The sequence below is a fragment of the Paenarthrobacter sp. RAF54_2 genome (genome assembly GCF_052113945.1).
In the GTDB taxonomy this organism is placed as follows: domain Bacteria; phylum Actinomycetota; class Actinomycetes; order Actinomycetales; family Micrococcaceae; genus Arthrobacter.
Genome location: NZ_JBFRDV010000008.1, coordinates 142,400 through 161,591, shown reverse-complemented (window position 1 = coordinate 161,591; position 19,192 = coordinate 142,400). Strand labels below are relative to the sequence as shown.

Annotated in this window: 18 protein-coding genes and 1 pseudogene; 13 read left to right on the top strand and 6 right to left on the bottom strand. The window is 58.2% G+C overall.

Annotation, left to right across the window (positions count from 1 at the left end; genetic code table 11):
- Nucleotides 1-53 precede the first annotated feature (53 nt).
- The 3 genes from AB4Y87_RS10410 to AB4Y87_RS10400 all read right to left on the bottom strand — a co-directional run bounded on the left by AB4Y87_RS10410 (nt 54) and on the right by AB4Y87_RS10400 (nt 1,918).
- Nucleotides 54-602 carry a DoxX family protein gene (locus tag AB4Y87_RS10410; protein WP_442004266.1) on the bottom strand — a complete coding sequence of 183 codons (549 nt, stop codon included), beginning with the start codon at nt 600-602 and terminating at the stop codon, nt 54-56.
- Complete coding sequence (locus AB4Y87_RS10405; RefSeq protein WP_442004265.1) at nt 599-928, bottom strand: hypothetical protein; 330 nt, start codon at nt 926-928, stop codon at nt 599-601. Before AB4Y87_RS10405 ends, AB4Y87_RS10410 begins: the two co-directional genes overlap by 4 nt.
- Before the next feature lie 69 nt (nt 929-997).
- Nucleotides 998-1,918 (bottom strand): VOC family protein, encoded by a 921-nt coding sequence (locus AB4Y87_RS10400; protein ID WP_442004264.1) that lies wholly within the window; start codon nt 1,916-1,918, stop codon nt 998-1,000.
- A 455-nt stretch (nt 1,919-2,373) separates the two neighbouring features.
- Here AB4Y87_RS10400 and AB4Y87_RS10395 point away from each other — a divergent pair, with 455 nt between their 5' ends.
- Nucleotides 2,374-3,012, top strand: coding sequence for a VOC family protein (locus AB4Y87_RS10395; protein ID WP_442004263.1), 639 nt, complete (start codon nt 2,374-2,376; stop codon nt 3,010-3,012).
- 125 nt (nt 3,013-3,137) lie between these two features.
- On the opposite strand, the gene AB4Y87_RS10390 is transcribed toward AB4Y87_RS10395, so the two are convergent.
- Both AB4Y87_RS10390 and AB4Y87_RS10385 read right to left on the bottom strand, forming a co-directional pair.
- Nucleotides 3,138-3,419, bottom strand: coding sequence for a hypothetical protein (locus AB4Y87_RS10390; protein ID WP_442004262.1), 282 nt, complete (start codon nt 3,417-3,419; stop codon nt 3,138-3,140).
- Nucleotides 3,420-3,503: 84 nt separating this feature from the next.
- Complete coding sequence (locus AB4Y87_RS10385; RefSeq protein WP_442004261.1) at nt 3,504-4,193, bottom strand: aspartate/glutamate racemase family protein; 690 nt, start codon at nt 4,191-4,193, stop codon at nt 3,504-3,506.
- A gap of 1,122 nt (nt 4,194-5,315) precedes the next feature.
- On the opposite strand from AB4Y87_RS10385, the gene AB4Y87_RS10380 reads away from it, so the two are divergent.
- The 12 genes and pseudogenes from AB4Y87_RS10380 to AB4Y87_RS10325 form a co-directional block, all read left to right on the top strand.
- On the top strand, nt 5,316-6,344 hold the full coding sequence (locus tag AB4Y87_RS10380; protein ID WP_442004260.1) for a LacI family DNA-binding transcriptional regulator: 1,029 nt from the start codon (nt 5,316-5,318) through the stop codon (nt 6,342-6,344).
- 244 nt (nt 6,345-6,588) lie between these two features.
- Entirely contained in the window at nt 6,589-7,377 is a 789-nt protein-coding gene (locus AB4Y87_RS10375; RefSeq protein ID WP_442004259.1) for a cyclase family protein, read from the top strand.
- Nucleotides 7,378-7,379: 2 nt separating this feature from the next.
- Nucleotides 7,380-8,186, top strand: coding sequence for an enoyl-CoA hydratase/isomerase family protein (locus AB4Y87_RS10370; protein WP_442004258.1), 807 nt, complete (start codon nt 7,380-7,382; stop codon nt 8,184-8,186).
- Nucleotides 8,187-8,239: 53 nt separating this feature from the next.
- Nucleotides 8,240-10,612: a xanthine dehydrogenase family protein molybdopterin-binding subunit gene (locus AB4Y87_RS10365; protein ID WP_442004257.1), complete on the top strand. Its 2,373-nt coding sequence runs from the start codon at nt 8,240-8,242 to the stop codon at nt 10,610-10,612.
- Entirely contained in the window at nt 10,609-11,487 is an 879-nt protein-coding gene (locus AB4Y87_RS10360) for an FAD binding domain-containing protein (protein WP_442004256.1), read from the top strand. Before AB4Y87_RS10365 ends, AB4Y87_RS10360 begins: the two co-directional genes overlap by 4 nt.
- Nucleotide 11,488: 1 nt before the next feature.
- Nucleotides 11,489-12,013: a (2Fe-2S)-binding protein gene (locus AB4Y87_RS10355; protein WP_442004255.1), complete on the top strand. Its 525-nt coding sequence runs from the start codon at nt 11,489-11,491 to the stop codon at nt 12,011-12,013.
- Between the two features lie 135 nt (nt 12,014-12,148).
- Nucleotides 12,149-13,444: an MFS transporter gene (locus AB4Y87_RS10350; protein WP_442004254.1), complete on the top strand. Its 1,296-nt coding sequence runs from the start codon at nt 12,149-12,151 to the stop codon at nt 13,442-13,444.
- 211 nt (nt 13,445-13,655) lie between these two features.
- Nucleotides 13,656-14,855: an XdhC family protein gene (locus tag AB4Y87_RS10345; RefSeq protein ID WP_442004253.1), complete on the top strand. Its 1,200-nt coding sequence runs from the start codon at nt 13,656-13,658 to the stop codon at nt 14,853-14,855.
- 418 nt (nt 14,856-15,273) lie between these two features.
- Entirely contained in the window at nt 15,274-16,488 is a 1,215-nt protein-coding gene (locus AB4Y87_RS10340) for a thiolase family protein (protein WP_442004252.1), read from the top strand.
- Between the two features lie 14 nt (nt 16,489-16,502).
- Nucleotides 16,503-17,189: a 3-oxoacid CoA-transferase subunit A gene (locus tag AB4Y87_RS10335; protein ID WP_442004251.1), complete on the top strand. Its 687-nt coding sequence runs from the start codon at nt 16,503-16,505 to the stop codon at nt 17,187-17,189.
- Nucleotides 17,190-17,191: 2 nt separating this feature from the next.
- Nucleotides 17,192-17,887: a 3-oxoacid CoA-transferase subunit B gene (locus tag AB4Y87_RS10330; RefSeq protein ID WP_442004347.1), complete on the top strand. Its 696-nt coding sequence runs from the start codon at nt 17,192-17,194 to the stop codon at nt 17,885-17,887.
- 134 nt (nt 17,888-18,021) lie between these two features.
- Nucleotides 18,022-18,258, top strand: a pseudogene (locus tag AB4Y87_RS10325) (aldo/keto reductase); the annotation flags it as partial.
- A 274-nt stretch (nt 18,259-18,532) separates the two neighbouring features.
- Here the strand turns inward: AB4Y87_RS10325 and AB4Y87_RS10320 are convergent.
- Nucleotides 18,533-19,093, bottom strand: a complete 561-nt coding sequence (locus tag AB4Y87_RS10320; RefSeq protein ID WP_442004250.1) for a TetR/AcrR family transcriptional regulator — start codon at nt 19,091-19,093, stop codon at nt 18,533-18,535.
- Nucleotides 19,094-19,192 lie beyond the last annotated feature (99 nt).

Genomic DNA, 19,192 nt, shown 5'->3' with positions numbered 1-19,192 from the left:
GATGGCTGCGACGTCGTGGTCAGTAGCCATTTCAGGTCACCACAGCGCTAAAGCTACGAAGCAGAGGCACTCTGGCTTGCAGTTTGGGCTTCGCGTCGCTTGAGCTCAGAGCTGCGCCGAAGGAGCACGATGGCAATAGCCAGGGCGGCGCCGCTCAGTGCCGCACCGCTCATCCAGGCTTGGTTGAATACGTTGCCGGAGACTGCGTCCAGCGAGTATCGGCCGGGGCCCGAGATGGTGATCGCTGAGGCTGTCAGCGTAAGGACGGCTGGGTATTCGTAGCCGCCGTTAATAGCCCAGAAGCCTTTTCTGCTGCTTGAGGCGGTGGCCCCGGCCATGGTGCTGGCGGCCGCGGCTGCTGCCATGGGGGTCGCGAAGCCGAGGGCCATCAGGAGGCCACCGGCAGTCTCTCCCACCCCCGCGGCAAGGGCGTTGTTTTTGCCTGGTTCAAACCCCATAGACGAGAAGATCTGACCCGAACCGGTCAGGCCCTTCCCCCCGAACCATCCGAAGAGTTTCTGAGTTCCATGAGCGGCTATCGTCAGGCCCACACCGGTCCTGACAATGAGCAGAGCCAGGTCGATTCGATCCATGTCAGTCATGGCATCCTTTCAAAAGTTGCAATCGGGATTCGCGGAGCTGTTGGAATCCTGGCCAGGGCGTGGATTTCGTAACCGTCGTCTTCATGGATGAGGCGGCGCTGCCAGTTTTCGTCCTTGATCCATACGACGGAACCGGCTGAAGCCGTGGTGTCTATACGAGCTGTGAGGGCAGGGCGTCCGCGTCCGATGAGGAGCACCAGTAGCCCCTTCGGCAGTTCGGACCATAGGGTGAATCTGTCGCCGAGGCCCCATCCCTCTTGCAGGCCGTCTTTGCGCCAGACGTCAATGACGGGCGGTATGGGCCAGGTGAGATCGTCGAAAAGCACATCAATCATCCATTCGGAGTGGCCAACTCCGGCATCCCATTCACGTGCGTACGGGAGCCGGGCCTGAGATTATTTGGGGCCGTGCACGCCGGTCATCAGCGCAGCAAGGTCTTCCGGCTTGAGGAAGGAGGGTGGCGGTGGTGGGCCCCAGTTGAACAATCCCTTGGCTCCTTCCAAGACTTCGGGTGTCCAAATTTCGTCCTCTGGAATGCAATCCATGTCCGAGTAGTATTCGGAGAAGTTACCGGCTGGGTCCTTGAGGTACCAGAAGAAGTTTGATCCTGCGTGGTGCCTGCCAAGGCCCCAGATGTGCCGTTCCGGGTTATCTTCCAACATCGCGAAGGCGCCGCGTCCGACATCATCTATGTCATCTACCTGCCATGAAGTGTGGTGAAGGTAGTTCACCGGCGAGTTCAGCACGAGGACGTTGTGGTGATCAATGGAGCACCGGAGGAAGCTGCCCTCGTTCTTAATCTGATCACTGACCTTGAAGCCGATTCCCTCGGTGAAGAACTTAAGGGTCGCTTCAAGGTTGACTGAGCCTAAAACGACGTGACCGAGTTTCCTGGGTTTGACCGGGCCTTCCCTAAGGACGCCAGGCGCCCTGCCGAAACGGTCATAACGCCCTGGTCCGTTGTATGGCGTCGCGGGAGTAGCCTTCTGCGAGACTCTCGTTGCCAAGCGCACAACGACCCTGATCTGGGCGACGGGTTCCATCGTTGAGACAGAATCATACGTCTGCTCGACGGGCAAGCCGAGAACAGCCAAATTCTTTACGATCCGGGAAAGGTCATCCTGGTGATCGACGCCTATGGCCAACTCAACCAGCCTGCGGGTTGGAGCATAGACCACCCGGAGCTGCTCGCCCCCGTCCGTGGTTGCGAACCTACCCTCGCCGAGAGGCGTGAGCCCAAAATCCTCGTAGTACTTTTCCGTCTCGGCGACATTGGGAACGCCCATGGTGACTGATGCCAATCGATGCAGCGCCATTATCAGCACCCCCGCTTCTGAACTTGAACTTCGGGATGAGCCAGCCGGCTCACCGGCCACGAAATCGACACGCGGGAAACCCCTCCCGAGGAGTCTCTTTCCCTTGCCTCACCTGCGAGGTCCCCGCCGACGAGGCACCCATCGCCAGAACGCGACGACCGCCCACAAGTGGCGGCTCCACAGGGCAACTGGTTCTCGGATAATCCTTCGCGCTCCACGACTACCTTCCACTCCACATTGAGTCTGTAATCCTTTTGGATTCAGAACGATAGTCGCATCCGAAAATTCGGCATGTCAATGTTATTTCGAAAATGATGCAGATTTTCTTTTTTCGGCGTAGGATGGGTCTATCGCGCCGGGCCGCGCCTCGAGACAATGCTGTTAGTGGCCGAGGTTCTGGGTCACAGATGCCTCCGTGAGGTCTGACGACTGACCCTGCAAAGTTAGGAAACGCTATGTCTAACAAGCGAACGCCCAAGCGGCCGATCCTGCCCCCGCGCTTTCACCACACTGCGATCACAACACTTCGGCTTGACGCCATGGTTGGGTGGTACGAGAAGGTCGCCGGGCTCACCCCCGTCTATCACGGAGATCGCGGCGCCTGGCTCACCAACGATGAGGCCAACCACCGGATTTCGCTGCTGGTGCCCGACGGTTTAGTGGATCCAACGGACAAGCCCCACACAACGGGCTTGCACCATACCGCGTTCGAATACGCCTCATTTGATCAATGGCTCGACAATTACATCCGGCTCCGGGAAGCAGGCATTACCCCATTTCTTACCCTGGATCACGGCATGACCATGTCGCTGTACTACGCGGACCCCGACGGCAACGGAGTGGAAATCCAGGTTGATACCTTCGGGAACTGGGCGGCGTCCAAGGAGTGGATGTTCGCCTCCATCGAATTTGCAACGGACCAACTCGGCTCACACTTTGATCCCGAATTCTTGGTCAAAGCCCGCGAAGACGGTCAAAGCTTCGAGCAGATCCATCGGCGCACCCGAAACGGTGAATTTACGCCAGCCCAGGTCCCTGCATCCATACTCCTACCCGATGCGCCGAACCGTGTCTCTACGGCCGAACTCTTGTAGAGTTTGTGGAATCTGACCGGCAACACCTAGGTGCCAGCGTCTTCACTCCGTCGCAGCTCTCTCTCTCTGCTCATTCCCGCGTTTTCTTCCGCGCCGGATTCCATATCGGGGAGTTAGCCCAAAGACTAGCGAGTCGATTTGACCGGCATGAGCGTACGGCTGCTGCGGAGGCAGGGCGCGCCCAAGGTGTCGCGATCGTCCTTGCATCCTGTGACCACTACCCCCTCGCGGAGCATGCTGGGGTCATCGGCTACGCCATCGCTGGCACTTCTGGTACTGAAGTCCGATGAAACCAGACATGCCAGGGACTGCAAATCGTACAGCGTCGGTGATCCGGAGCGTAGAGCAAGTGCCAGCACCTCAAAGAAGAAGCCACCGACGGCGGCCGCACGAACCGACGGCCCCATTTTCCAGAGTCCACGTCCACTAGTTCCCTGCCCGACCGTAACCAGAAGCCGCTACCGTCGTAGGCTGGGCTGCTAGGAGCTCTGCTAGATCACTGCTTTCTCCACGGCCGCTTCAACGTGAATCCGGGTCGTCGGGAATATTGGAATGGGGCTGTCGTCCGCGGTGACGAGCAACTCGATCTCGGTGCATCCGAGGATGATTCCCTCGGCACCGGCTTTGACCATGCGTCGGATGATTGCCTGGTATTCGGCGCGGGATTGTTCCGTTATGACTCCACGGACAAGTTCCTCGTAGATGACTCGGTGCACTGTCGCACGATCTGCCCGGTCGGGGACCAGCACCTCAAGCCCGGTGGCAGCCAACCGGTCGCGGTAAAAGGCTTGCTCCATAGTGAACGCTGTGCCCAGCAGGCCGATGCGCTTCAGTCCAGCTTGCTTGACTTTGCTGGAAGTGGCATCGGCGATGTGCAAAACGGGAATGGTCAAAGCTTGCTCAATGGCGTCGACAACGATGTGCATTGTGTTCGTGCAAAGTATGAGCATCTCTGCGCCAGCAGCTTCCAGTGCGGCTGCCTTTTCAGCGAGCAGGTCGCCGGCTTCCGTCCATCTCCCCGCTGATTGCAGCTCCTCCATGTCCGCGAAGTCCATAGAGTCTAGAAGAATGCGGGCTGAATGAACGCCGCCCAGTCGATCTCGTACGAGTTCGTTTGCCAGCCGATAGTACTCAGCCGTTGATTCCCAGCTCATCCCGCCGAGCATCCCTATTATGCGCATCTATCCTCTCCTGTTTATGTCTGAGCAGTTCTGATGTTGCCCACGGTACCTACAGAACATTTAGCCGGGTGCTTCAAGCAACTCGTCGTTTTCCAAAAGCCACTAGAAGCAATGAAGCGTGGCACTGAGGCAAGTGCTGAATTTGAGCTCTCGGGTTGGTCTTCCTGATGAAATCTGCGCCGAATTCATGGCCGGCATCCCTGTGTGCACTTCGACAAGGATGGTGCCGGCTATCCTTCGGGGTCTCGCACCTATATCGATGCGCCAGCACTTGCTCTCAGAGACAGCATCATAGTTGGGTTTACTGGCTTTCTGGTCCTCTTTGCAGCTACCGTTTAAGGTTTGTGTTCAACAGCCTGCCCGCTCGTGGAAGCACGCTCACCGGATTAGCCCTCCGGTGCAGGAGCGATCCTTCGGGGAAACCTGCGCCTCGTTACACCGCTGATCGCATCAACGCGGCAAGGTCTTCTCCCGGATCTACACGATGACATATTTTGCATGGGGCTTGCCAACCATCATCGGCGGCCAGATCGTCCCAGGACTCGGACCAATTCTTACCATTGAGTGGCACATTGGAGTCAATATTGGTTTCGCCGGTCATGAGGATAATCATCCAAAAGGCAAGGTTGGGGCGTGATCTGATGACAAATGCTCCCGCCACCGATCGCGGGGCCTTCGTTGAAATAGAGTAATAGCCCAGTCTCTTCTTCGTGCCAGCCCGGGTCGGCATCCCAAAGCTAGCGCCGCATACAGGTGGTGCGGTTGCAAACGAAGTATCAGCCTAACGAAACTGTCGGATCGGGGCACGAACACTTAACCTGCGCGATGGCCCAATCAATCGAGCACGTCACTTCCGGTTCGTCGTGGTCGCCCCGCCGTCCCAGCTATAACCTAGAAGTAGACTCTGCCGGAAAGAACCCTACACCGCCGATCGAGACGGCTTGATCTCCAACGAGTTCGGACGAGTGTCATACGTTTTGGATAGTTACATCAGGGAAACGCAGCCCTTATCGGTGCCACGCAGGTTGCACTGCCGTCCTGTTTGAACACGGCTTCTTTCCCATGAATTAGCGTATGGCTGCAGACATCGACATGTACGCCGAACCTAGGAAAAGAGGAGCAATGGTTCAAAAGTCTGAGGCAACCCGCGCCCGGCCAACATTGGCTGACGTGGCTCGAATGGCGGGTGTCGATGTGAGCCTGGTGTCCCGCGTCCTGCGCGACGACCCTCGAGGCTTTGCCTCGAAGGACACCCGGGCCCGGATTCTCGAAGCATCCCAGTCGCTGGGATACCGACCAAATGCTGCCGCTCAGGGATTGCGCACATCGCGAGCCATGACCCTTGGGTTGCTCCTGCCTGGTTTTTCAAGTCCTGTATATTCTGCGATTGCACAGGGCGTAGAGGAACAAGCTAAGGCTCGTGGGCACGGCATCGTCCTGGGAACACACGCCGCCGGAGATCCACACGAAACCATAACCGACATGCTGATGCACGGACGAGTTGATTCCATGCTGGTCGCGTCAGGAAAAGTCGAAGACGAATCTCTACGGCAGCTGGTAGAGCGGGCGCCCCGATCCGTAGTCCTCCTCAACCGCCAGGTCAAAGGTGTGGCGGCGAGCGTTGTGATGCGCGATGCGGACGCTGCCGTTATGGCAGTCGAGCATCTGGCCGAGCTTGGCCACCGGTCCATATGTGGCATATTCGGTCCCAGCAGTCTCGACACGATGGCTAGGCGCAAAAAGGGATTCCTTGAGGCCTGTCGACGACTGAGTATCGAGGCAAGATTCGTAGACATGTTGGATCGTGACTACGAGGCCGGCTATGAAGGCGGATTGCGCGCATTGCGGCAAAGCAGGCCCGCAACAGCTCTACTCGCAGGTGCCTTTCCGCTGGGTGTTGGAGTCCTGGCCGCTGCCCTACACCTCAATTACGTCGTGCCAGGAGATATCTCGGTGCTGTCTCTGCATGACGATCACCTCGCCGATTACCTTTCTCCAAGACTGACAGCTGTTTCCCTCCCCGCCAGAAGGATGGGAGCCGAAGCCGTGGAGCTGGCCCTAAGCCTCCTTGACGGAGGAACCCCACGGCGGATTATCGTCCCGGATGCGCCCCAGCTGAAGCTTCGCGAATCCACCGGTCCCGCTTCCTGAGAGGCATCTCCACGAGGACAACATTCCCCGCCTTTGTTGTCCAAGGATTGATATCAAACGTTTGATCTACCCCGGGAAGGTGACTAACCTCAGATGCAGACCCCAAGAAGCGACAAGGTGCGGATGACATCACCCCGTTTCACATCTTCAGAACTGCCGGCGGTAACTCGTTGACCCAGCAATCCCAGGGTCTTCTAGCGTTGATGCCCCGCGGTCGCTCCACATTTGAATGATTGGATTCACGATGCAGCGTTTCGTAGATATCACGATGACCCTCCAAAATGACGTGCCCTCCGATCCTCCTGGATATGAGTTCAAAATCGAGTACGCGAGTCACAAAGACACGCTCCCGATCCTGACGCGGCGCTATCCGGGCCTGAAGGCAGACGACCTCCCGAATGGTGAGGCCTTCGCCTTGGAAACAGTGCATTTGTCCACCCACAACGGCACCCACGTAGATTCGCCGTGGCACTACTCCTCCGTACTGGAGGACGGCACAAAGCCCCGGACCATAGACGAAATGCCGTTGGATTGGTTCCTTCGCCCCGGGGTAAAACTCGACTTCCGTCACTTTGAAGACGGTTACGTCGTTACGGCCAAAGATATACAGCAGGAGCTGGAGCGAATCAATTACACTCTTCAGCCACTTGACATAGTCGTGGTCAATACCTCAGCCGGTGCAAAGTTCGGGACTCCGGAATACGCGGAGAGCGGCTGTGGAATGGGCCGTGAGGCAACTCTCTTCCTCTGCGACAACGGGATCCGCGTGGTTGGAACCGACGCATGGAGTTGGGACGCTCCTTTTAAGTACGTAGCGGAGCGATATGCGGAAGACCATGACCCTTCCATCATCTGGGAGGGGCACAGGGCCGGAAGCGCAACCGAGTACTGCCAGGTTGAGAAGCTTCGCTTTCTGGATCAATTGCCCGCCCACGAGTTCACCGTCTCGTGCTTCCCTGTGAAAATCCACGGGGCATCCGCCGGGTGGACAAGAGCAGTTGCGATTTTTGATGATGCCGAAATGGAGAAATAATTATGACTGATGTCACTGAAGCACCCAGCATGACGCACTTCGATCGGGTGGAATCCACCTTCGATTCCTACAAAAATAAGTATGAATCAATTAAGATGCACCGTGAAAACGGCATTCTGGAGATGCATCTCCACACTGGTGGCGGTTCCCTTCAATGGAGCCTCTTGGCTCATAACGAACTCGAGGATGCTTTCCTCGAAGTCGGGCGGGATCGTGAAAACGATGTAGTAATTCTGGCAGGAACTGGAGAATACTTCAGTGGTCCGGCTATCGAACCAGGGCAGCATCCCAACCGCAAATCGATGACTGCCGAAGGGTATGACCCCATCTACTGGGAGGGCAAGCACCTTCTGCCAAATCTGCTCGCCATTGAAGTGCCGGTCATTTCCGCAATCAATGGACCTGCCGTCCGTCACGCCGAAATTCCTCTTGTTTCGGACATCGTCCTTGCTTCGGAAGACACGTACTTCCAGGACACCGCGCATTTTGCCGGAGGCATGGTGCCCGGTGATGGAATGCACATCGTTATGCCTCTCCTCATGGGGCCCACTCGCGGTCGCTACTTCCTGTTGACCGGGCAAAAGATCAATGCCGATAAGGCGCTTGAGATTGGCATCGTAAACGAGGTTGTGCCCAAAGACGAAGTCCTAGAACGGGCACGGGAGCTCGCCCGTCTGATCAATCAGCAGCCCCGTTTGGTTCGTCGGTACACGCGAGCCGTCCTTACTGAGGACCTCAAGCTTCGGATGCACGGACTCCTTGGATATGGGTTGGCGCTTGAGGGTTTAGCCCGGATGAAGTCCGTCTAGCAGCATCCACATTTTCCGAGCTGTTTGCACCACATCTACAACGGAGGAAGGCAATGTCCAACAACGCGACCGCGTGGCCGAAGACCGACGCATTTGCGTATGTCGGCGGCACAGCGACGTACGTCGACGACATCAGACCCGAAGGTTTGCTGTATATGGCCGTGGCGCGCAGCACGTCAGCGCATGCGCGCCTCCTCCAAGTGGACACAACCGCAGCCTCGCAGTCTTCCGGTGTCGTCCGCGTGCTGGAAGGTCGAGAAGCTGCGGCATACCTGGGACCCCTGCCCTATAGCATGGGTGACCCGGAGCTCATCGGTGGGCGGCGGGTAACGCTCAATGCGCTGCCCGTTGATGAAGTTCGTTATGTGGGCGAACCGATCGCGGTAGTCGTGGCCGATAGCAGACGGGCAGCGCAAATAGCCGCAAACAAGGTCGAAGCCACCTATGAGGAATTGCCGGCGCTTCTTGACGCCCGGATCTTCTGCAAGCGGGAATCGCAACCGCTGCACGACGACCTTAAGTCCCACGTCATTGCAGAGAACCACTTTAGCGGCGGCGATGCGGAAGCGGCCCTCGCCTCTGCAGAGCACACGCTCGAGCTAACCTTCTCCATGCAACGGAGCACCACGGCACCCATCGAACCGCGTGGATATGTAGCCTCATGGGACGAGGACAGTGGCCAGCTGACAGTCCATGCATCCCACCAGCAGCCGTTCCAGTTGCGTGCGCATCTTTCACAAATGTTGGGGCTTCCAGAAGAATCCGTGCGCGTAATCGTGCCGTCGGTAGGTGGGACTTTTGGCCTGAAAATGACGGGATGGGCGGAGGAACCGCTAGTCGCACTGATGAGTATGCTCTGTAACCACCCGATCAAGTGGATCGAAAGCAGAGCTGAATGCTTCCTTGGCGGCGGCCGCGAGCAGTTCCACAGTGTGCGCGTGGGTTTCGACAGCAACGGAAAGGTCGCCGCTCTCAGTGATGACATCGTCATCCCTGTTGGGGCGGAATCGACTTCACCGGGGTGGAGACAAGGATTTGTGAGTGCCGCCTCCTTCCCGACTGCCTACGACGTGCCGAATATTGCTATCAAATCGACAGTCGTTACGACAAACGAACCCCCGTGGCACTCCTGCCGGGGGTACGGGAAAGAAGCTCCGGTGCTTGTCATGGAGCGAATCATGGATTTGGTGGGGCAGCGGCTCAGTCTTGATCCCCGGGAAGTGAGAAAGGTCAATTTGCTGACCCCGGATGCCTTTCCTCATCGGATGCCTTCGGGCTATCTCATCGACAGCGGGGACTTCCATGCGGTCCTTGATAAGGCTCTTCTGCTCGCTGATTACGAAGATCAACGCGCGGAAGTGGAGCGCTCCAACCACTCTGAAGGGCTGGATGGTCTGGGCATCTCATTTGAGGTTACCCCTGAGGGCGGCGGTCACGCCTCTGGCCGAATAGCCGAGGGCGTGACAGCAACAATTGCCCTGGCTGAGGCCGCCACTGCCGAGATGGATGCACAGGGACGAGTTCGAATCCTCAGCGGGGTGACGAACCCAGGAGGCGGGAACGAGACATCCTTGGCCACATTGGCAGCTGAGGAATTAGGGCTAGAACGTCATCTTGTCACCGTTGTTCAGGGGGACACTGATCTCTGCCCCCCAGGAACAGGCAACGCAAGCAGCCGGGCGACCGCCATTGGAGGCTCCGCTGTCGTGTTGGCAACCAGGGCCTTGGTTGAGGAGTTGATTAGCGCCGCCACTGATATGTTTGCCGTTACTCGCGACCAAGTCACGATAAAATCTGGCCTCATCCGCGTTCCAGACTCTGAAGCAATGACGTTCGGCGAGTTCTGCGGCAGGCTCCTTGCTGACGAGCCCGATCGGGTCCTGTCTGCCACACGGACATACCGCCCAGGCAACTTGCGGTCGCCGCAAGAGAAGACTCCATACCGATATAGCTACCCCTACTTCTCCAGTGGTGCCTACGTCGCTCGGGTCTCGGTGGATCCCAGTACAGGCATGGTCAAAGTGCGCAGCCTCACTGCCGTCCACGACTGCGGCCGCGTCATCAACGAGGTTTTAGTTGAGGGCCAGCTGCAGGGGGCGATGGCCATGGGCATTGGACTCGCTCTGCAGGAATGCAGTCTGTTCGATGAATCGGGAACCCTGGCAACTCGCTCGTTCAAGGAATACCTAGCGCCCAGAGCAAATGACATTCCCCCGTTTAAGATCGGTCATCACGAAACCCTGTCACCGAACACCCTCTTCGGAGCCAAAGGAGCAGGTGAAACGGGAGTCGGAGGTGCCCTCGCTGCCGTCGCCAACGCTGTCGCGGATGCCCTCAAAGGGCGGGGTGTTACACAAACACCGGTCTTCCCGCTGACACCCCCGGAAGTGCTGTCGCTGCTGCATCCTGCGGGAGGCGTCAAATGACCGCGGTTCATGTTGAATATCCATGCTCACCAGCGGCAGCTGCGGAGGCATTGCTTTGGGCAAAGCAACGAGGAGGGCAGACGCTCGTAGTCGGGGGCGGAACCCTTACCGTTGCGATGCTGGCACAAGGAACACTCAACCCGACCCACATCGTGGACCTCGGCCGGGCAAATCTCGACGGCATTGACGTTTCGTCGAATTTGTTAAGCATCGGCTCAACGGTGAGCTATCAAAAGCTGATCATTTCTCCAGAGATTGCCAAACTATTGCCGCTACTGCACCGCATGGCCAGTGGAATCACTGGTGGCATACAGATCCGTAATCAAGGAACCCTGGGCGGGGCAGCATGTGCGGCGCGACCTTTCTCCGACGCGCCCGCAGTACTTGTTGCCTTGGGAGCCCAAATGAGACTTATTTCCCATCGGGGCACACGGCTAGTGCCAGCACGCGACTTCTTCCAAAGGGCCGAAACTACTGCATTGGCCGCAGACGAGATACTTCTCGACATGGGGTTTCCGCTGCACAAACTCGCGGGTCGCTCCTCCGGCTACCAGAAACTGAAATTTGCGGAGTCCTCCTGGCCGGTCGTAACAGCAGCCTGCCTTGTCGCCCCTGGGCGCCTTGATGTCCAAGCCGCAGTTGAGATCACCATCGGCGGCGTCGGCGACACTCCCCTGTCAGTCAACTTGTCCAACGTAAGCCCTGATGAACTCGACCACGACGTTATCGTCCGCGCTGTGGATGAGGCCGTGAGTAACCTGCCACCGGACCGGCGATGGTCGGACATAAGGGCTGGAACAGAATACCGCGCCCAAGTAGCAGGCGATATAGCGTTCCGGGCCTTCGTGCAGACACAGGAAAGTAAGAGGAAGTGAAATGACTTCAACCGGAAAGCACCGCGTGGATTTGCATCTCAACGGAGAACCCGTCAGCGCGACGGTCGACAACACCTCGACGCTCGTTGATGTGCTCCGTGACGAATTCGGAGCCAAAGGCGTTCGTGCTGGCTGCAGAAATGGAGATTGTGGAACCTGTACGGCGTTGGTAGGCGGTGATTGCGTGAAGACTTGCCTGATTCTCGCCGGCCGGGCGAGCGGGTACGACGTCCGGACCATAGAAGGCCTGGGCACGGCAGAGAACCCCAGCGCCGTCCAACAGGCCTTCATGGAATGCTACTCATTTCAGTGCGGATTTTGCCTGCCGGGCATGATCCTATCCGCGACAGGGTTGCTGGAACGAGTCCCGGAACCAACCGAAGCCGAGATCCGTGACGCCCTGAGCGGAAATCTCTGCCGCTGTACCGGTTACGAAAATTTTGTCCGAGGGGTACAGCGGGCCTCCCAAATCATGAAGGAACACGGCCCCGACACTGCTACGGATGCAGGACCGGAAAGGAGATGAATTAAACAGGGAAAATCCCCACCCGCGTTCGCCCAGCGCGTATCCGACGCAGGGCAAAGGCGGCTTCGCGAAGTACCGCCCGTTCCTACACACCGACGTCTAGGAACGTTCCCAAGTCCAGAATGAGATAATCCCATGACCCTCTTAAACAAGTCTACCAAGACAACCAAACCCCAATTCATGGCCTGGCTTACGGCATTCGTCGGATGGGTTTTCGACTACTACGAGATAGCGCTCATGACCTTTCTCATCGTGCCGATCGCCGTCGAATTCCAGCTGGCTCCCCAACAAACCGCCATGTTGCTGTCCCTTCAACTCCTCGGCATCGCGGTGGGAGGTGTGCTGTTCGGCTTCCTCGGCGACAAGATCGGCCGGCAGCGTGTACTGATGCTGACACTGCTCATCTTCGGTGTCTTCACCCTGGCAAGGGCCTTTGCTCCCGATTACAATACCCTGCTAATCTGCGGCATCCTCGCCGCGATCGGCCTAGGCGGGGAGTTCGGGGTTGGCCAGGCGCTCGTATCCGAGGTCATGCCCGCGCACCTGCGCGGCTGGTGGAGCGGAGCGCTGTACAGCGGCGTGGGCTTTGGCCTGGCTGCGGCAGCACTAGTCGGTGGTTATGTTCTTCCGCTAATTGGCTGGCGGTGGGTTTTCGCCGTGTCGTGCTTCCCCATCCTGCTTGCACTCCTCGTTCGCTTTGTTGCACCCGAATCCGATATTTGGGAAAAGCAGCAGGCGAAGACGAAGCACACTATGGACTGGAAGCTCATCCGTTCCCGACGGTTCATCAAGCCGTTTCTTCTCTGCCTAGTCGCAGGATCAGTGGAGTTCTTTGCCTTCTACGGCGTGGCATCTTTCCTGCCGACGTACCTCATCCAATACCAAGGGTTTAGCTTCGGTAAGGCAGCCTGGTTCACCGTCGTCACCGGGCTCGCCATCTTCGTCGGATCCGTGATGGCCGGATACCTCGCTGACCGGCTGGGTAGGCGCGTCACTTGGACCATCATGGCCTGCATTGCGGCGCTGGGAAGCCTTGTCGTAGGCATCACTTTCGAGGCGTCGATCCAGAGTTACTGGGTCCTGGTTCCAATCTTTCTCCTCTACGTTGGTACCGGTGTGGCCGCCATGTTCGGCATGGTGTTCAGTGAGCAGTTCCCGACGAGAGTCCGTTCCCTGGGGATGGGATCTGCACTACAGTTGGCTCGCGGTGTGTCCTTCTTCCCGCCATTGATTGCGGCAGCCGTTTACCCCATCTACGGCTACTCAGTACTGGTCTTTGGCGGTGGTGTGCTCTTCGCCATCCTGGCCGTCCTGGGCTGGATGTTCAAAGAAAACGCCGGTCGAGACATACAAGAGCTTGAGGCCAATTTTGCCGATCCCGTGGACCACCTGGATCAGGAACGCCCTGCCATGGAGCCCGAACGACACTAGCGCCCCACCGCCCGTGTCCACCTTTCATGCCTCTGGTCCGCATAAGTCCTTGCGGACCAGAGGCAGGGGCCGTCAAGCCCGTGTGGTTCTCCCCCACATGAAGAACGTTTGAAAGAAGTCGGCACGAGAGGCGGCTCACTCCTTCTGGACCTCGCCGCATCGACTACGCCAGGTTCCGTAGGGACTGAGCCTCCGGAAGGAGCACACCGATATGAGGGAGATTACGTCCGTCCTCAGGACCTGGTTTGAAGAGGGGGTACCCTTTGCATTGGCAACTGTTACGCGAACATGGTCTTCCGCGCCGCGTCCCCCCGGCGCAGTCATGGCCGTAGCGGCATCAGGAGACGTTGTAGGCAGCATCTCGGGCGGATGCGTTGAAGGCGCAGTATACGAACTGGCCATGGAAGTCCTGAACACAGGGCATCCAGCGTTGCAGGCATACGGAGTATCCGAAAAAGACGCCTACAACGTTGGGCTGACGTGCGGCGGAACGATTGAGGTGTTCATAGAGCCGGTAAACGTAGAAACCTTTCCGGAATTCAACCTCCTCTTAGCAGAGATCGACACCGGTAATGCGGTCGCTGTCGCTACTGTCTTGGGTTCCGGCCCTGTAGGTGGGCAACATCTGCTCATTCAAGGGGACAGCTGCCTAGGCACTCTTGGGAACGAAGGTATAGACCGAGCCGCTTTGAATCAAGCCCAGGGCTTCCTGGCCGCCGGACGTACCGCGACAGTTCAGCTAGGCCGAAACGGAGAGATTCTGGACGACGAAGTGACAGTTTTCATCTCTTGCTTTGTACCGCCTCCCCGGATGTACATTTTTGGCGCCATCGATTTCGCCGGAGCAATGGTACGCATTGGAAAGTTCCTTGGTTTTAATGTCACGCTATGTGATGCCAGGCCTATATTTGCTACACCGCAACGGTTTCCCGATGCCGATGAAGTTGTAGTCCGATGGCCTCATGAATTCTTGTCCAATGCACCCATAGATGAGCGGACGGTAATTTGTGTTTTGACTCACGATCCAAAATTTGACGTGCCATTACTCCAAGTCGCCCTGGCATCACCCGCTGCCTATATAGGGGCCATGGGAAGCCGTCGCACGCATAAGATGCGCATTGCGAGCCTTAAAGAAATGGGTGTTTCCCGGTCGAGCCTGAACCGTCTTTCTTCACCCATCGGGTTGGACCTCGGAGCGCGCACACCAGAGGAAACAGCTGTGTCAATCGCTGCAGAAATCATCGCGTCCGCATGGGGTGGCAGTGGCAAGCCTTTGCGATCGATGGAAACCCCTATCCATCGGACCTTTACTCCGGCAGTCGGCCGGGCAGCAACCTCTGAGGAGCCTGATACGTTCGACTACAAAAGGCACTATTCCGGGTCGGATGACCTAACTGTCCAAAGTCGATAGAACGCTTGGGCAGTCCAAACAAGGACCGCCTAAATATCGGGACAGAATCACCCCGTGCTAGGCATAGCCCCTGATCCCTCTGGGAAGGTCATTCACTGAAAGAAGATTCACTGTGAAAGACGATATGCAAGAAATCATAAGCGCCTACGAGTCGCTGAAACCAAGTGACTATGTAGAAGCATTGGACGCAAGCGGAGGTCTTGTGCGAGGAATCGTCGACATGTCCGCGCCGAGTCATGGCGTGGTCTGGTATATACGCTGACTCGTGAAGAAAGCTACTCAATGCCTACGACTGCAAAATAGATTCTCGCAGCGCTTAGGCGCGCCGCTCCTAAACGTCTATATAGGTGAACATATGCCTTTGTTCGAAATATATACATACCAAAGGATCATTACGAATCCCTGAAGGGAATAAAGCATGAATCAGGCTTTTGTGTACGACGCCGTACGCACACCCTTTGGCAAGTTCGGCTCCGGACTTGCTGCTGTCCGTCCGGATGACCTTGCTGCCCATGTGGTCCGCGAGTCCGTTAAGCGTGCTCCGGGTTTGGATGTTGAGCGGATCGACGAGGTGGTGTTCGGCAACGCCAACGGCGCCGGCGAGGAAAACCGCAACGTGGCCCGGATGGCGACCTTGCTGGCAGGATTGCCCGTGTCGATTCCCGGGACAACGGTCAACCGCCTGTGCGGCTCGTCGTTGGATGCGGCGATTATTGCGTCCCGCCAGATCAATGCCGGCGACGCCGAACTCATCCTCGTAGGTGGGGCAGAGTCCATGTCCCGTGCGCCGTGGGTGTTGCCGAAGACTTCCAAGCCGTACCCCGCCGGGGACATGACCTTGGCGTCCACGACACTCGGCTGGCGTTTGGTGAACCCGGCCATGAACAAAGACTGGACCATCTCACTGGGCGAAGCCACCGAGAGGCTGCGTGAGAAGTACGGGATCACGCGTGAGCGCCAGGACCAGTTCGCTGCGGACTCGCACAACCTGGCCGATGCTGCGTGGAACGAAGGCTTCTATGACAACCTTGTTTCGCAGGTTCCGGGCACTGACCTGGTTCGTGATGAGGGCATCCGGGCTGGTTCATCCGCGGAGAAGCTGGCTGGGCTGAAGACCGTTTTCCGTGCCGAGTCTGACGGGCCCGACGGCGGCACGGTCACCGCCGGGAATGCCTCGCCTTTGAATGATGGTGCTTCGGCCGCGTGGATCGGCTCTGAGGCGGCCTCCTCGATCCTTGGTCTCGAACCCCTGGCCCGTATCGCTGGCCGTGGTGCGCATGCCAATGATCCCCAGTTCTTCGGGTTCGCCCCGGTGGAGGCGGCGAACAAAGCCCTCGCGAAGGCGGGCATCGGCTGGGACCAGGTTGGCGCCGTCGAACTTAACGAAGCGTTCGCAGCGCAATCGCTGGCCTGCGTTGACGCCTGGGGGATCGACCCCGGAATCGTGAACCAGCATGGCGGGGCTATCGCGATGGGCCACCCACTCGGTGCCTCCGGCACCCGCCTCCTAGGCACGCTTGCCCGTTCCCTGCAGGCCTCCGGACAGCGCTGGGGTGTCGCGGCAATCTGCATCGGCGTGGGCCAAGGCCTGGCCGTGCTGCTCGAAAACGTCACTGCCGGCGCGTCGGCATAGGAGGGTAAAGAGTCATGCTGAAATTCATTGACACTGTTAGTGAGGCTGTTGCCGGCATCAAGGACGGGTCCACCGTGATGATCGGCGGCTTCGGCAACGCCGGGCAGCCATTCCAACTGATCGACGCCCTGATGGACTGCGGCGCGAAGGACCTCACCGTGGTGAACAACAACGCAGGCCAGGGCGATCAGGGCCTCGCGTTGCTGATCAAGGAAGGCAGAGTCCGCAAAATGATCTGTTCCTTCCCGCGGCAGTCCGATTCCTGGCACTTCGATGCCAAGTTCCACGCGGGTGAGATCGAGCTGGAACTCGTTCCGCAGGGCAACCTGGCCGAGCGCATCCGTGCCGCGGGCGCTGGGATTGGCGGGTTCTTCACACCCACCGGCTACGGCACCACCCTTGCTGAGGGCAAGGAAACGCGCTTGCTGGATGGAAAGTGGCAGGTCTTCGAAACCCCCATCCACGCCGACGTCGCCCTCATCAAGGCACTCAAGGCCGACGGCAAGGGCAACCTCGTGTACCGAAAAACTGCCCGGAACTTCGGCCCCATCATGGCGGCCGCTGCCAAGCACACCATTGTGCAGGTCTCCGAGATCGTCCCCACCGGTTCATTGGATCCGGAGAACGTGGTGACGCCGGGAATTTACGTCAACAGTGTGGTCCGGATTGGTTCTGCAGAATTCGATGGGAAGGTGGCTTGATGATGAGCACTGCGACAAGTATCCAGACGTCCGAGAAGCCGTTGGGTCGCGACGAGCTCGCCCAGTTGGTGGCACGCGACATCGCGCCTGGCTCATTCGTGAACCTGGGCATCGGCCAGCCCACCCTCGTGTCCAACTACCTCACCGAGGAACAGAACATCACGCTCCACACGGAGAACGGGATGCTGGGGATGGGCCCCGCGGCTGAGGGCGGCGAGATCGATGGTGACTTGATCAATGCCGGAAAGATCCCCGTCACCGAGCTGCCCGGAGCGTCGTACTTCCACCACGCCGACTCCTTCGCGATCATGCGCGGTGGGCACCTGGACATCTGCGTCCTGGGCGCGTTCCAGGTTTCCGCAACGGGCGATCTCGCCAACTGGCACACCGGCGCCCCGGACGCCATCCCGGCTGTGGGTGGTGCCATGGACCTGGCCACGGGCGCCAAGGACGTGTTCGTCATGATGACCTTGTTGACGCGCGAGGGCGTGTCCAAACTCGTGGAGCAGTGCACCTACCCGTTGACCGGAGTGGGCTGCGTGACCCGCGTGTACACGGACAAGGCCGTCTTCCTCACAGGACCCGACGGCGTCACTGTCCGCGAGACGTTCGGCTGCACCTTCGAAGAAATCCAGGAACTCGTGCCGCTGCCCTTGGCAGCCGGGCCTGTTTTCGGGCTTCTAAATCTCGTTATGTAATCCTATAAAGCGGCCGCGCAGTTGTAGTTTTCAGATCCCGAAATCCATTCCGAGTCAATTCATGCCCGCTACCACGCCAAGCAAGCGTTGCCGCATGTGCCAGACGCATTTTCTGAACTGATGGAGTAGAACAGATGACATCTCAACTTTCCGTTCATTCTTCTGGAATCTTCAGCTTGGGTGGCGATTTGCCGGTCCACCGCCTTGGATTCGGCACTGTGCCTTCCTGGCCCCGGAGTCTGGGGTCCTCCCCGGGATCGCGCTGAGGCGATTCAAACCTTGCGTCATGCCGTTGAACGGGCGTCGATTTCATCGACACCGTTGATTCATACGGTCCCTTCATCGCCGAGGAACTCATCGAGGAAGCGCTTTTATCCGTGCCCTAGCCAGCGCAGCTGGCGATAGCCTGGCTACTGAAGAGGTGGCCTGTTGCGCCTCCAATCCCGGGTACGTCTTCGTTGGAACATCTCAAGTAGAATTTCTCCATCCTTATCGGCGCCATCGATCTGACCGTGATCTCCGGACCCGTCACTGCGTTGTCATGCTTACAGCTGCAGGAGGCTGCCAACAAAATCAATAATCCCTTGGCAGGTTTGCACTGCGTTCGGCGCGCCGTGCCAGCCCAAAGTCTGTCCCGTAAGCTAATCACTGACCACTGCGATATGTGAGAAGTCCCTCCACCCCGCGCAGGAATGTCTCCCGAATGGGTTCCGGTTCGGTCAGGCCCCCGGCGGACATGGCACCATCTCGCAACATGACGAAGTGCCGCGCAGCGGGTTCTGCATCGATCTTGCCGGTACCTGAAAAGAGCTCAGTCATGGTCGCCAGAAACCACTGTCGATGCTTGAGGACTGCCTTGTGAACAGGGTGGCCCGCGTCGGGGTACTCGGCCGCTGCATTAAGGAAAGCGCATCCTCGGAAGTCAGCCCTTTGAATATCATCGGCGATGGATCGACTGATAGTTCGGACGGCATCATCAGGATCCATGCCTTGGGTGGCAATGGCGCTGATTCCTGCTCGGATTGCCTCGTCTGCTTGGGTCAGGTAGGCGACGATGAGGTCATCTTTGCTCGGAAAATGCTTGTACAGAGTAGCTCGCGTAACCCGCGCTTCCGAGATCACCCGGTCCACGCCAACGGCGTGCAGCCCTTCGGTGTAGAAGAGCCGGGTAGCCGTTTCCAGCAATCGAGATCGCGCTTCGGACACTGGTTTCCTCCTTCACGTTGTTGGCTTCGCTGACTCAAACGTAGCAGATAGAACGATCGGTCTAGACAGCCATCCTTTTGATGTGCAATGATCGATAGA

Coding starts and splice junctions, on each gene's coding strand:
- AB4Y87_RS10410 (WP_442004266.1), bottom strand. CDS start 602: ATGACTGACATGGATCGAATCGACCTGGCTCTGCTCATTGTCAGGACC.
- AB4Y87_RS10400 (WP_442004264.1), bottom strand. CDS start 1,918: ATGGCGCTGCATCGATTGGCATCAGTCACCATGGGCGTTCCCAATGTC.
- AB4Y87_RS10395 (WP_442004263.1), top strand. CDS start 2,374: ATGTCTAACAAGCGAACGCCCAAGCGGCCGATCCTGCCCCCGCGCTTT.
- AB4Y87_RS10390 (WP_442004262.1), bottom strand. CDS start 3,419: ATGGGGCCGTCGGTTCGTGCGGCCGCCGTCGGTGGCTTCTTCTTTGAG.
- AB4Y87_RS10385 (WP_442004261.1), bottom strand. CDS start 4,193: ATGCGCATAATAGGGATGCTCGGCGGGATGAGCTGGGAATCAACGGCT.
- AB4Y87_RS10380 (WP_442004260.1), top strand. CDS start 5,316: ATGGTTCAAAAGTCTGAGGCAACCCGCGCCCGGCCAACATTGGCTGAC.
- AB4Y87_RS10375 (WP_442004259.1), top strand. CDS start 6,589: ATGCAGCGTTTCGTAGATATCACGATGACCCTCCAAAATGACGTGCCC.
- AB4Y87_RS10370 (WP_442004258.1), top strand. CDS start 7,380: ATGACTGATGTCACTGAAGCACCCAGCATGACGCACTTCGATCGGGTG.
- AB4Y87_RS10365 (WP_442004257.1), top strand. CDS start 8,240: ATGTCCAACAACGCGACCGCGTGGCCGAAGACCGACGCATTTGCGTAT.
- AB4Y87_RS10360 (WP_442004256.1), top strand. CDS start 10,609: ATGACCGCGGTTCATGTTGAATATCCATGCTCACCAGCGGCAGCTGCG.
- AB4Y87_RS10355 (WP_442004255.1), top strand. CDS start 11,489: ATGACTTCAACCGGAAAGCACCGCGTGGATTTGCATCTCAACGGAGAA.
- AB4Y87_RS10350 (WP_442004254.1), top strand. CDS start 12,149: ATGACCCTCTTAAACAAGTCTACCAAGACAACCAAACCCCAATTCATG.
- AB4Y87_RS10345 (WP_442004253.1), top strand. CDS start 13,656: ATGAGGGAGATTACGTCCGTCCTCAGGACCTGGTTTGAAGAGGGGGTA.
- AB4Y87_RS10340 (WP_442004252.1), top strand. CDS start 15,274: ATGAATCAGGCTTTTGTGTACGACGCCGTACGCACACCCTTTGGCAAG.
- AB4Y87_RS10335 (WP_442004251.1), top strand. CDS start 16,503: ATGCTGAAATTCATTGACACTGTTAGTGAGGCTGTTGCCGGCATCAAG.
- AB4Y87_RS10330 (WP_442004347.1), top strand. CDS start 17,192: ATGAGCACTGCGACAAGTATCCAGACGTCCGAGAAGCCGTTGGGTCGC.